Origin of the sequence: Novosphingobium sp. EMRT-2, assembly GCF_005145025.1 — a bacterium.
Lineage (GTDB): Bacteria > Pseudomonadota > Alphaproteobacteria > Sphingomonadales > Sphingomonadaceae > Novosphingobium.
Genome location: NZ_CP039695.1, coordinates 967,015 through 980,000 on the forward strand (window position 1 = coordinate 967,015; position 12,986 = coordinate 980,000).

At 65.8% G+C, this 12,986-nt stretch carries 10 protein-coding genes; 5 read left to right on the forward strand and 5 right to left on the reverse strand.

Going from position 1 to position 12,986, the window contains the following annotated elements; translation table 11 throughout:
- Positions 1-178: 178 nt before the first annotated feature.
- The 5 genes from FA702_RS04840 to FA702_RS04860 form a co-directional block, all read right to left on the reverse strand.
- Positions 179-925, reverse strand: coding sequence for an energy transducer TonB (locus FA702_RS04840; protein ID WP_086486129.1), 747 nt, complete (start codon positions 923-925; stop codon positions 179-181).
- A 4-nt stretch (positions 926-929) separates the two neighbouring features.
- A complete protein-coding gene (locus FA702_RS04845) occupies positions 930-1,544 on the reverse strand; it encodes a hypothetical protein (RefSeq protein WP_086486128.1) in 615 nt (204 codons plus the stop codon).
- 7 nt (positions 1,545-1,551) lie between these two features.
- On the reverse strand, positions 1,552-3,813 hold the full coding sequence (locus FA702_RS04850; protein ID WP_255504715.1) for a TonB-dependent siderophore receptor: 2,262 nt from the start codon (positions 3,811-3,813) through the stop codon (positions 1,552-1,554).
- Positions 3,814-3,942: 129 nt separating this feature from the next.
- A complete protein-coding gene (locus tag FA702_RS04855) occupies positions 3,943-4,608 on the reverse strand; it encodes a phosphatase PAP2 family protein (protein WP_086486127.1) in 666 nt (221 codons plus the stop codon).
- Positions 4,601-5,209, reverse strand: a complete 609-nt coding sequence (locus FA702_RS04860) for a DedA family protein (protein WP_086486126.1) — start codon at positions 5,207-5,209, stop codon at positions 4,601-4,603. The genes FA702_RS04855 and FA702_RS04860 overlap by 8 nt, the downstream gene beginning before the upstream one ends.
- A 143-nt stretch (positions 5,210-5,352) precedes the next feature.
- On the opposite strand from FA702_RS04860, the gene FA702_RS04865 reads away from it, so the two are divergent.
- From FA702_RS04865 to FA702_RS04885, 5 genes are read left to right on the forward strand one after another with little or no spacing between them, the layout of a single operon-like run.
- Positions 5,353-6,330 (forward strand): efflux RND transporter periplasmic adaptor subunit, encoded by a 978-nt coding sequence (locus tag FA702_RS04865; protein ID WP_086486125.1) that lies wholly within the window; start codon positions 5,353-5,355, stop codon positions 6,328-6,330.
- Complete coding sequence (locus tag FA702_RS04870; RefSeq protein WP_086486124.1) at positions 6,330-9,527, forward strand: efflux RND transporter permease subunit; 3,198 nt, start codon at positions 6,330-6,332, stop codon at positions 9,525-9,527. The genes FA702_RS04865 and FA702_RS04870 overlap by 1 nt, the downstream gene beginning before the upstream one ends.
- A complete protein-coding gene (locus FA702_RS04875) occupies positions 9,524-10,909 on the forward strand; it encodes an efflux transporter outer membrane subunit (protein ID WP_086486123.1) in 1,386 nt (461 codons plus the stop codon). The genes FA702_RS04870 and FA702_RS04875 overlap by 4 nt, the downstream gene beginning before the upstream one ends.
- A gap of 9 nt (positions 10,910-10,918) precedes the next feature.
- Positions 10,919-11,593, forward strand: coding sequence for a response regulator transcription factor (locus tag FA702_RS04880; RefSeq protein WP_086486122.1), 675 nt, complete (start codon positions 10,919-10,921; stop codon positions 11,591-11,593).
- Positions 11,594-12,946 (forward strand): ATP-binding protein, encoded by a 1,353-nt coding sequence (locus FA702_RS04885; protein ID WP_086486121.1) that lies wholly within the window; start codon positions 11,594-11,596, stop codon positions 12,944-12,946.
- The last annotated feature ends 40 nt before the right edge of the window (positions 12,947-12,986 follow it).

Genomic DNA, 12,986 nt, shown 5'->3' on the forward strand with positions numbered 1-12,986 from the left:
GTCTCTCAGGACGTGTAGCGTGAACCGGGCTCCGAGTGGTGCCATGGCGCAGGATTTTCCTACGCCGGGATGACGATATTATTGGGATTCGAAGGTGCGGCAGGCTGCACTTCCCGAACCTGGGGAAACATTGGACGAGAGACCGGTAGCCGCGAACAGCCGAGCGCGGTGAACAGCTTCAGTCGTTCTCCTTAAGTTCGAAGGGTATGCGGACAAGACCGCGGACCTGGCTTGGCCGCCCGTCGACTATCGTCGGCGACCATCGCCAGCGCCGAACTGCGTTGAGCGCTGCCTTGTCGAGGCGCTCGACGCCGCTGCTTGTCGCGATCGAAATGTCGCGGACCCGCCCACCCTCGTCGACCACGACCATTAGAACCACCGTGCCCATTTCGCGCAGCCGCCGCGATTCCACCGGATAGCGGGGAGGGTCGGCGGAGATGAGCCGTGTGTTGAGGTTGGCCAGCGCGTCGCTAGCGCGAGCGGGAGCCGGTTTCGCGTCCTGAGCGGCTTTGACTGGTGCCGGGGGTGCCGGCTCGGCTTCCGGCGTGGTCTGGATTGGCGGAGCCGGTGCCGGAACCGCCACGATCGGGGGAGATGCCACAATCGGTTGAGGCTTGGGCATCTGCACCTCTTCGAACACCTTCTGTGTAGGAAGGGCGACCGCCTTCGGTGGCGGTTCCTGCAGATCGAGCGGCAGGAGATCGACCACCAGTGGTGATGCCGGAAGCTGGCGCACGGTGCTCACATCGAGATGCTGGAGTGCGTAGAAGCCCGCGACATGGAGAGCCGCGATCAGGCCGAGGGAGATCCAGCGTGGCCTGTGGCTCGGCTGATAGCGACCGGGGGTCACTCCCTCCCCTATCCGAGCTGGTTGTGGGATGGCCGTCTGCGAGGCTTCGCCCTGGTTGTAATCGGCGACTTTCATATGCTCAGCCACGCACCGTCTCGGCCGCAGCACGGTAGTTGCCGGTCCCGACCCGCACGAGCAGGCCGCGCTTGAACATCAGGCTGACGACCTGTCGAGAAATCCCTGAAGCAGCGAGTTCTCGCGACGACGTAACACCATATGTCCGAACGAGGTCGAGCGCACGTTCCTGCACGCTGCCTGGTGCGGGCGGCAGAGGGCGCCTGACGAGCTTGGGTTGCTGGAAGGTCGTCGGAACAGGTGAAATTGCCAGCTCGGCACAGGCGTCGGGCAACCCGGAGAGGCGGCTGATCGTGGCATGGGAAAGGTGGATTCCCTCCGCCTGAAGGCGGCGCGCGCACAGAAGTGTAATCGGCCGAATGGGATCGGCCACGCGGAGAAGGACGTCGGGATTGTCACGCTGGAGCGCGGCGAGACAACCCAGCAGGCATAGCTCCTGCCGGGTTGTGCATGCGCAGTCGATCGCCGCAGCCCGGTAGCCGATCGCCGAGGCCGCGACACAAAGCCGCCGGAAGAGAGTGTGCATGTCGCTGCTCACAGCAGTCGGATCGGCCCCCCGAAGGAGGCCGATCACATGGCGTTCGCGCGCGGCGAGCCTGGCTACCCTGAACACGCGCATGGTGTCGTCAGAAGTGAGCGTTGAGGCCAACCTTGAACGCTCGCGACGATCCCGGCGTGTGATTGGTATTGCTGTGCGCATAGAGAAAATAGCGCTCGTTGAGGAGGTTCTCGACGTTGAGCTGCACATCCAGCTCGGGCGCTACCTTGAAGTAGAGCGCGCCGTCGAGGCGCGTGTAGCTCGGCATCGAGACGAGATTGTCGGTCGCCGAGAAGCGGCGGCCCTGATGGATGATGCCGACCGCGGCGCCGATCGTCTCGGTCGGATCGAACCGCGTCCAGAGCGAGGCGGCGTGCTTGGGCACGTTCGGCACGCGATTGCCGCGCAGCACCGTGCCCGACTGCGAATCAAGGAATTTGGCATCGCTATAGGTGTAGGAGGCGATCACGCTCACCTGATCGGTGATCTCGCCTTGTGCGCTCAGCTCGACGCCCTTGGTGCGCTGGCGGCCGATCGGGACCGTTACCGAGGCAGGATTATTTGGATCCGACAGCGCCAGGACATTGCTGCGATCGAGCTGGAAGACGGCAGCCGAGACATTGAAGGTCGGGACGATGTCCCATTTCGCGCCGATTTCGTAGTTATCGTACTTCTCGGGGTCGAGGGCTTCGTTGGTCAGCGACAGGCCGGCGAGCTGGTCGCCACCGCGCGGCAGGTAGGTGCGCGAGAAGGCGGCGTAGATGGAAGCGTTCTCCACCGGCTTGAAGATCAGGCCGGCACGCGGCGACCAGAGATTGTCGGTCGCCTCAAGATCACGCCGCTGCGTTGCCGGGAAGCCGACGGTGCGGCGGTCGGTCACATCGGTCTTGATGTGCTCGAAGCGGACGCCCACCACCACCTCGAACATCGGTGACAGGGCAATCTGGTCCTGAATATAGCCGGCAGCGATCTTGGTGACGCCCTCATTGTCGCCGCTGGTGCTGGTCTGGCGCCACAGCACATCGGGACGGCGCACGCGCGGCGAGGCGATCGTGGCGAAGATCGACGACACGCCTAGCGGATTGGCGGCGGTCGGGAAGAAGCCTTCGTTGCGGACGTTCTCGGTTTCCTGGCGGCCGAACTCGGCGCCGATCAGCAGCGTATGCTCGATAGCGCCGGTGTTGAACTGGGCGTTGAGGTCGGTCTGGTTGATGAGGTTTTCGCGGCGCGTCAGGTTGTCATAGGCGGCGACGGAGTAGATCGTGCCGGGAGCATAGACCCCCGCCGGCAGACCGGTGGGATTGGTCACTGCAGCGGTATTCACCGCGCCGGCGAAGACGTTGCGGTAGAACTTGTCGTAGTCGGCATAGCGGGTGCGGTTGCGGATCGACACCGTGTCGCTGAAGCGATGCTCGATATACAGGTTGGCAGCATCGGTGTCGGTCCAGGTCGGACTGTTGTCGGGATCGCCGAAGAACGCGCCGCGCCGCGTCTCTAGAGGACGGCCAAGATAAGAGGACACGCCGCGATCGGCGACGCGATCATCCTCGAAATGTTCGTAGCCCGCGGTAATGGTCGTCGCCTCGCCGAGCTTGAACGTGACCGTAGGATTGAAGCCCCAACGGTTGTAGTTGACGCCATCGCGGTAGCTGTCGCTGTCCTGGTAGACGCCCGTCAGCCGCACGGCGACGCTTTCGCCAAGTGGCGCGCCCAGATCGAACTGCGCACGCTTGTGCTCGAAGCTGCCGCCTTCGAGACGGAAGGCGCGGTGCGGGTTCCAATCGGCGACCTTGGTGACGCGATTGACGAGCCCGCCAACGCCGCCGCGGCCGAAGATCATTGCGTTCGGCCCCTTGTACACCTCGAGCTGCTCGATGTTGTAGAGATCGCGATAGGTCTGCACGTCGTCGCGGATGCCATCCACGAAGAAGTCGCCAGTGGTCGAGTTCCCCCGCAGTACCAGCGTCTCGCGATTGCCCTCGCCTTGCGCCGAGAATACGCCGGGAACGTAGCGAATGGCATCGCCGATGTTGTTTGCGGCCTGGTCGGTGATCTGCTTGACCGGCACGACGGTGACGCTCTGCGGCACGTCGATCAACGGTGTATCGGTGCGCATCGCGCCTATGCTGCGCGAGACTTTGTAGGACGTCTCAGCTTCCGGCGTATTGATCGCAGTATCGGTGACGGTGACGCCGCCCAGCTCGGTCGGCTTGTCCTGCGTCTGCGCAGCCGCGGGCATTGCGGCTGCGGCCATCAACATGGTTGACAACGCGCTGAACGAAGTGCGCGCGAAGATACTGCTTCTCATTTCGAAACCCCCTGACATCAAGCTAATGCGAACGATTTGCATTCGCGTCTGGCGGCATGGACAGGCAGGTGCAATCGAAGAGTTCCAACATTGGGATGTTGTATAAACACCCCAATGTTTTCCCAATCTGCGCAGGCTATCAGGACAGGCTCGTCGCAGGGCCGTTCGGCTTCAGATTGCTCTAAGTGATCGGGTTAGCATGGCGCATAGAATCACCCACCCACCACCCAGCGCCCAACCGGCGAGAATGTCAGTGGGCCAGTGAACTCCGAGATAGACCCGCGAAAGGCCGATGCCGCATGCGAGCATTGCGGCGGTGCTCATCAGATAAGCGCGGGCTGGCGGGCTCGGGGTAGCCCGGGCCGCCAGAGCGGCCAGAGAAAGATAGACGACCGCCGAATTGGCCGCGTGGCCGCTGGGAAAGCTCGCGCTGGCAACATCGACCCAATGGGGTACGACGTCGGGGCGAAGCCGGCCGAACCACGGTTTCAGCAGCGATGCGAGGGAGGTTCCGACTGCCGTCTGTACCACAAGCAGGCCGGCAAGGCGCAGTCGGCGCATGATGGCGAGATAGCCGGTGACGAGCACAATGATGATCGCCAGCACCGTGGTGTCACCGAGCGCCGTCAGGTCGAGCATGAAGCTGCGCAGCCCCGACGAACCGCCGAGATGCGAACGCACCCATATCAGTGCGGCGCGATCGAAGGCATTCGTCTCGCCTTCAGCGATTTCGGAACCCAGCTTGAGCACGACGAAGGCAAGAAGCGCGATGGTCGCGAGCGTCGCGGCAATCGCCAACTCGGGACGCCGCCGGGCTTCGGTCGCGGGCCTATTCATTGGGACGATCCCGCTTCCACGTCATAACCCGCCAGATGTACCAGATCGCGATCGCAATGATGATGCCGGTCGAGATCGGCCCGATCACCCCGGCAACCTTATCGTGGTGTTGGCCGAGCAGCGCGCCCGCTCCCGCCAACAAGGACGTCCATGCCGACGTGCCCACGAATGACCATAGGAAGAAGCGGCCGAAAGGCATTGCGAGAAGGCCGGCCGGGATCGACACGATCGATCGGATCGTCGGCAGCAGCCGACCGAGGCAGACGAATCCCGCGCCACCGCGCGCGAACAAGTCTCGCCCCCGCTCGACATCCGACCAGTCAAGCGTGAGCCAGCGGCCGTGCCGATCGATGAAGCTGCGGAGCCGATCCGCGCCCACCCACCGCGCCAATCCATACCAGAGGCTATTGCCGGCCATTGCCCCGGCTGTTCCGGCAGCAATGATCCCCGGGAGTGACAATGTGCCTTTAGCGGCCTCCATGCCCGCGAGCGGCATGATCACTTCGGATGGAATTGGCGGGAAGACCGTCTCGGCAAGCATCAGCAGCGCGATGCCGGCGTAGCCAAGCTGCGCCATGAGCTGTTCGATCCATTGTGCCATTTGTTGCCGGATAGCGACTGAGGCTGGACGGGTGCTGGCACCCGGATTGAAAAATCCCAATGCAGAGGCGTCATCGCCCTACATTGGGAAATCGTATAGATGCCTCAAGTGGCGACCAATCATCGCGGGTTAGGCTCGCGACCATGCGCCAGATCATCCTTATCGCACCGATCCTCCTCGCCGGCTGCGGCAGTGATCCGTCTCAGCCCGCTGCGCCCCCCGCGCATGCCGAGACGATCGCTCACGAGACCGAGCTGCTGAAGCTCACGCTCACGCCGCAGGCCCAGCAAAGGCTCGGGATCGGTCTCGCCCGCGTGGGCGGTGGATCGGCGAGCGCCGTGCGGCAAGTTGCCGGAGAGATCGTGGTGCCGCCGACCAGCGCCAACGGCGTTCCGGTCAATTCAACGACCAATCTGCAGCAGATCGGCAGCCAGCAGGCCGCAGCCGACGCCGAGCTGGCGCGCGCGACCGCCCAGGCCCGGCTCGCACGCATCGCCCTCAATCGTGCCGAAGGCCTGGTGCGCGAGGAAGCGGGCAGCATCCGCGCCCGCGACGAAGCCGCAGCCGCCCTTGCCGCGGCCCAGGCGGCACTTGGTGCCGCCCGCCAGCAGCGCCAGTTGCTCGGCCCATCGGTGGCATCGCTCGGCTCGCAATCGACGCTATGGGTGCGGGCCTCCGTATTCGGGAGTGACGTCGGCAGTGTGCGGCGCGACGGCGCCGCGACGATCCGCCCGCTCGGCAATGGTGGTACGCCGCGCGCCGCGCGGCCCGTGCAGGCACCCCCTTCGGCCAATACCAGTGCGGGCACCGTCGACCTGTATTTCGCGGTCGACAATCGCGACCGCGCCTTCCGGATTGGTCAGCGCGTCTCGGTCGATCTGCCGCTCACCGGCCAGACCGAGGGCCTGTCGGTTCCGTCCGCGGCGCTCCTGCGCGACATCTATGGCGGGGAGTGGGTATACCAGAAGACCGCCGCAAACACCTTCGTGCGCCAGCGCGTCGAGGTTGCGTCCGAACGAGACGGGCGCGCCTTGCTTGCTCGCGGCCTCATCCCCGGCGCCGAAGTCGTCACGACCGGCGCGGCCGAGCTGTTCGGCACCGAGTTCGGGGCGGCGCACTGATGCTCGGCCGCCTCGTTCATTTCGCGCTCGCGCAGCGTGTGCTCATACTGGCGGTTGCCGCCCTCCTCGTCGTGCTCGGCGTGCGCGCCGGTCGCGATGTACCGCTGGACGTCTTCCCCGAGTTTGCTCCGCCGATGGTCGAAATCCAGACCGAAGCGCCGGGCCTCTCGACCGAGGAAGTCGAAAGCCTGGTCACGGTCCCGATCGAGACGGCGGTCAACGGCGTTCCCAACCTGATGACGCTGCGCTCCAAGTCGGTACTCGGCCTCTCATCGGTGCAGATCCTCTTCGAGCGCGGGTCGGATGTGATCCGGGCCCGCCAGATGGTCGGTGAGCGCATCGCCCAGGTGCAGCCGCGCTTGCCTCTCGCGGCCCGTCAGCCGGTACTGATGCCGCCCTTGTCTTCCACGAGCCGCGCCATGAAGGTCGGGCTGTTCTCGGCCAAGCTCGATCAGATGCAGCTTTCCGAGCTGGTGCGCTGGAATATCCGGCCCCGGCTGATGGCGGTGCCCGGCGTCGCCAACGTCGCGGTCTGGGGCCAGCGTGATCGGCAACTCCAGGTCCTCGTCGATCCCGATCGCCTGCGTGCTGCCGGCGTCACGCTCGCCGAGGTGCGTGCAGCGGCAGGTGATGCCGTGCTGGTCGGGGGCGGCGGCTTCGTCGATACGCCGAATCAGCGCCTCGCGGTTCAGCAATCGGGCACGGTCCAGACTTCGGCCGAGCTTGCACAGGCAATCGTCAAGCAAGCGGGCGAAGCCCCGGTGCGGATCGGCGACGTCGCGCGCGTGGTCGATGGCTTCAGCGCGCCGATCGGCAATGCGATCATCGACGACGGTCCGGGCATCATGCTGATCGTCGAAAAGCAGCCGACCGCCAATACACTCGAGCTGACCCGGGCGGTCGAGGCCGCCTTTGCCGAGCTGAAGCCCGGCCTCAAGGACGTGAAGGTCGATACGACGATCTTCCGCCCGGCAACCTTCATCGAACGATCGATCGATAATCTCACCCGCGCCCTGCTGATCGGCTGCGTGCTGGTCGCAGTCGTGCTGTTCCTCTTTACCCGCGACTGGCGACAGGCGACGATCAGCCTGGTCGCCATCCCCCTGTCGCTGCTCGGCGCCGGCCTGACCCTGTTGTGGTCAGGCGCGACGATCAATGTGATGATTATCGCGGGCCTCGTCATCGCGCTCGGCGAGGTGGTCGACGACGCCATTATCGACGTTGAGAACATCGCGCGGAGATTACGGCTCAATCGGGAGTCACCCGATCCCAAACCGGCTTTCGATGTCGTGCTTGCGGCCTCGCTGGAGGTGCGTTCGGCGGTGGTCTTCGCCTCGCTGATCGTGATGCTGGTCTTCCTGCCGATCTTCTTCCTGGGCGGCGTTGCCGGCACCTTCTTCCAGCCCCTTGCCATCGCCTATGTGCTCGCGATCGCGACATCGCTCCTCGTCGCGCTTACCGTCACGCCGGCGATGTGCCTCCTGCTTCTCCCCAATGCGCCGTTGAAGGAGGAGCGCGACACCCGTTTCGTCGCCGCCCTGAAGCGTCGCTACGTTGGCTTCCTGCCCCGCGTCGTCGGGCGCCCGTCGGTCGCGGTCGGCATCGTCGCCGGCGGCCTGCTCCTTGCCGGCGTCGGCTATGCGACGTTCAAGGATCAGTTCCTTCCCGATTTTCGCGAAACCGACTTCCTGATGCACTTCGTTGAGAAGCCTGGGACGTCGATCGAGGCCATGGACCGGATCACCATCCGCGCCTCGAAGGAGCTGCGGGCGATCCCGGGCGTCCGCAACTTCGGTGCGCATATCGGCCGCGCCGAACAGGCTGACGAGGTGGTCGGCCCGAACTTCACCGAACTGTGGGTCAGCCTTGACGAGAAGGCCGATTATGACGCTTCGGTCAAGCGGATCAAGGAAGTGGTCGACGGCTATCCCGGCCTCTTCCGCGACGTGCTCACCTACCTGCGGGAGCGCATCAAGGAGGTGCTGACGGGCGCGGGCGCAACCATCGTCGTGCGCATCTATGGTCCCGATCAGGAGGAGCTGCGCGCAGCGGGCGCGCGGGTGCGTGGCGCGATCACCAACATCCAGGGCGTTTCCGACCTGAAGCTGGAGAGCCAGGTGCTCGTGCCGCAAATCCGTATTCGACCGCGCGTTGCCGAACTGGCGCGACTTGGCCTCACGAGCGGTGAGGTTCGCCGTCAGGCCCAGGTGTTGGTGGCGCAGCAGAAGGTCGGCGAGATCTATCGCGACCAGAAGGCGTTCGACGTGGCCGTCTGGGGCGAACCTGCCGTGCGGGGCAACGTCCATGCCCTGCGCGACCTGATGATCCAGGCCCCTACCGCTGGTAGCGTCGCGTCGGGCGCAGGGAGCGCCCTGCCCGTCTCTGGCGGTGCGGCAGGAGCCAGCGGGTCGGGTGGCGGCGGCGCAGCCGCGGGAGCGCCGGTGCGGCTTGGCGATATCGCCGACATCGAGATCGTCCCCGCCCCCAACGAGGTGAAGCGCGAGAACGGACAGCGCCGCCTCGACGTGACGATGAACGTCGCTGGCGCGGACCTGGGAACGGTCGCGCAGGCCGTTGATGCTGCGGTCGCCAAGGTGCCGTTCGCCACCGGGTATCACCCGCAGGTGCTGGGCGAATATGCGGCGCTCAAGGAATCGCGCCAGCGACTCTGGACCACTGGCGCCTTGTGTCTGATCGGCATTCTGCTGCTCGTATGGATGGAGTTCCGATCGCGCCGCATCACCGCCCTGGTCGGCGTCAGCCTGCCCTTTGCCCTGGTCGGCGGTGTCGTGGCGGTTGCGCTCACGGGCGGGGTCCTGTCGCTCGGGTCGCTGGTCGGCTTCGTCACGGTCATCGGCATCGCCGCACGCAACGGCATCATGCTCCTGTCCCACTATCAGCATCTCGAACGCCATGAAGGCATGACCTTCGGCCGCGAGCTGGTGCTGCGCGGCGCCGAGGAACGCCTGGTGCCGATCCTGATGACCGCAGCGTGCGCGGGCCTCGCGCTCGTGCCGCTGATCGTCGCGGGCAATGCCCCCGGCCACGAGATCGAGCATCCGATGGCGATCGTGATCCTGGGCGGCCTCATCTCGTCGACCGCGCTCAACCTGCTGCTGCTCCCCGCGCTCTATGCCCGCTATGGCGAGGAGCGCCCCGCGCCGCCCGCCGCCGATCGTCAGGAGGTGCTGGCATGACTGTCCTGTCGCGTATCGCGCCACTTGGCGTCGTCCTTCTCGCGTCGGCATGCATGAGCGTGCCCAAGCCGCCTGCCACGGTTGCTCCGCCAAGTGCGACCGGCGCATTCGCTTCGCTTCCCGTCGCCTCGATCGAACCGGTGCCCGACGACTGGTGGCGGCTCTATGAAGACCCCGCGCTTGACGAGCTGGTCGGCGCCGCGCTTACCGCCAACGCGGAGCTGCGCGTCGCCTATGCCAATCTCGACGGGGCGCGGGCGGCGCTGCGTCAGGCACGGGCCGCACGGTTGCCGCAAACGACGATTGAAAGCGCGCTAGGGGTGGACAACCCCGCCTCGCAGCCGAGCGCATCGGGGAATGTTCCCACCACCGATTACGACATAGCGGCGACGGCGAGCTGGGATATTGACCTGTTCGGTCGCCTGCGGTCCGGCTCGGCCGCCGCCCGCGCCGATGCCGAGGCGCAGGCGGCGATCGTCGACGGGCTGCGTGTTGCTGTGGTGGCCGACACGGTCCTCGCCTATGTCGACCTGTGCGGCGCGACGCGGGCGATCGCAGCGGCCCGCGAGGTGGCAGCGGCGCAGGATCGTTCGGTAGAACTGATGCGCGAACAGTTTCGAGCCGGCGAGGTATCGCCGCTCGAAGTCTCGCAGGTTGCGACGACCGCGGCCGCAACCCGCGCGGCGATCGCGCCGTTCGAGGCGCAGCGCGCCAATGCGCTCTACCGCCTTGCCACGCTGCAGGGCCGTCCCCCGGCCGAAGCGCGCAGCTACAGCTTTACCTGCACCGCCGCACCCCGCCTGCGCACCGCCGCCCCTGTCGGTGATGGAACCGCCCTGCTCTTGCGCCGCCCCGACGTGCGCGAGGCCGAGCGGCGCTTGGCTGCCGCCGCCGCCCGCGTCGGTGTAGCGCGTGCCGATCTCTATCCGCGCGTCAATCTCGGCGGCGCTCTCGGTCTGCTCTCAGGCGGGTTCAAGGCGGTCGCCTCGCCGCTTGTTACCTGGGCCTTCCCCAATCAGGCCCCCGCTCGCGCCCGCCTGGAGCAGGCCCGGGCCACCGAGCGTGCGGCGCTCGCAGGATGGGACGTCGCTGTGCTACGGTCCTTGCGCGAGGTGGAGACCGCGCTGGCCGCCTATGACGCGGAGAAGCGCCGCAACCGCGACCTGGGATTGGCGACGAGCGAGGCACAAGCCTATGTCCGCCGGGCCGGCGCGCGGGTCCGGCTCGGCGATGCGCCGGGTCTGCTTCAGGTCGATGCGCAGCGGTCTCTCGCCTCCGCGACGCTCCAGCAGATCCAGTCGGATTTGCTGGTGTCGCAAAGCGAAGTGGCGCTGTTTCGAGCGCTGGGCGGTGGCTGGCGAACCGACGCTGCCCTGAGATGAAGGTGCGAGATGCGGATATTGATCGTAGAGGATGACACCGAAACCAGCGCCTTTGTCGCGCAGGGGCTGACCCAGGCGGGGCATCAGGTCGTCGTGACCGCCGACGGGCGCGACGGCCTGTTCAAGGCCATGGGGGGCGAGTTCGAAGCGCTCGTGGTCGACCGGATGCTGCCGAGCCTGGACGGACTTGCGCTATTGAAGGCGCTGCGCGCCGCCGGCGACACCACCCCGGTTCTCATGCTCACTGCCGTCGGCGGCATCGCCGATCGCGTCGAGGGGCTGGAAAGCGGCGCCGATGACTATCTGGTCAAACCCTTTGCGTTCTCCGAACTAGTGGCTCGGCTCAATGCGCTGGCGCGACGGCCAGCGCAGCGCAGCGAGCCACATCAGCTCAAGATCGCCGAAATCGTGCTTGATCTCGACCGCCGCATCGTCGAGCGTTCCGGCCAGCGCATCCATCTTCAGCCGCGCGAGTTCGCATTGCTCGCCGAACTGATGCGCAATCCGCACCGCGTCATGACCCGCACCATGCTTTTGGAACGCGTGTGGGATTTCGACTTCGATCCCAAGACCAATATCGTCGAGACCCATTTGAGCCGGCTGCGCTCCAAGCTCAATGCCGGGTTCGATGAGGATGCCATCGAGACGGTGCGCGGCGCCGGCTACATGATCCGGGGCGAATAGATGCTGCGCCGCCTCTGGCGATCGACCTTCGGTGTCGTCGCCCTGGTCGCGATCGTCTTCGCCGCCGCCACCGTGGCGATCGGCGCCATCGCCTATTACGTCACCCATGAAGCGCTCGAGAAGCAGTTGGATCACCGCGTTGCCGTGGAGAGCCGAGCCTTGCTGCACGAGGCACAGGAAGGCGGCCTAGCCAGCATCGCGCAGTCGATCCGGCTTCGCGAGGCCACGCGTAACAGCTCCAGCCTCGACTATCTTCTGGTCGACACCGCCGGACGGCCGATTGCAGCGACCGTCACGCCCCTGATTGCGCTTCATGAGGGCTATGAAGAGTTCTTCCACTTCCGGCGCGGAACCTACACCAGCGTCGGACAGTCGCTAACGACAACCCTTCATGGTGGCCGTCTCGTCGTCATAGCCGACCGCCGCGACCTGTATGAGATCGACAATACTCTCGCGTCTCTGTTCGCCGCCGCCCTTGGTGCAATGCTCGCCTTGGGGGTCGGCGCAGCCGCGCTCATCGGTTGGCTCACCCGGCGCCGCCTGTCGCGCGTTGACACGACCGCGAAGGCGATCATCGCCGGTGACCTCGCGCAGCGCGTGCCGCGCGACGGATCGCACAGCGAGTTCGATCGGCTCGCCGAAACATTGAACCAGATGCTCGACCGGATCGGCGCCCTGATGGATAATCTGCGCCAGGTCTCGAGCGACGTCGCGCATGATTTGCGCACGCCCCTGACCCGGCTGTGTAACCAGCTCGAGCGCGCTGCCGCAGGTGAGGACGAAGCCGAACGGTCGGCGGCGATCCATGCCGCGCGCGACCAGGCCAACGAGCTGCTGGAGATCTTCGCTGCCCTCCTGCGGATTGCCGAAGTGGAGGGACTTGCCGAGCGCCGTGCTCTCACCGCAATCGATCTCTCCGCGCTGCTCGAGGAAATGGGCGACACCTATGGCCCCGACTTCGAGGCTGGTGATCGGAGTTTGATGACGGCCATACCGGCGGGGTTGCGTGTGCGCGGCGACCGGCGTCTTCTCGCGCAGGCTGTCTCCAACCTGCTGGAAAACGCACTCAGACACACCCCCGCCGGCACGACCGCGAAGCTATCTGCCCTCGCGTCGCAGAACGCCATCGATATCGCGCTCGAGGATGACGGGCCCGGCGTAGCTGCGGCGGATGCGACTCGTCTCTTTCAGCGCTTCGCACGGGCGGAGGCATCGCGAACCACAGCGGGACATGGCCTTGGTCTCGCGTTAGTCAAGGCGATCGCCATCGGTCATGGCGGTGAGGCCCTCCTGTCGCGCAACGACGACGGATTTGGGGTCATTATTCGTCTTCCATATTCACTTGAACGCTAATCCCAGCAACGGGCGCCCGAGCTGCCATTTAGTGAGAGAG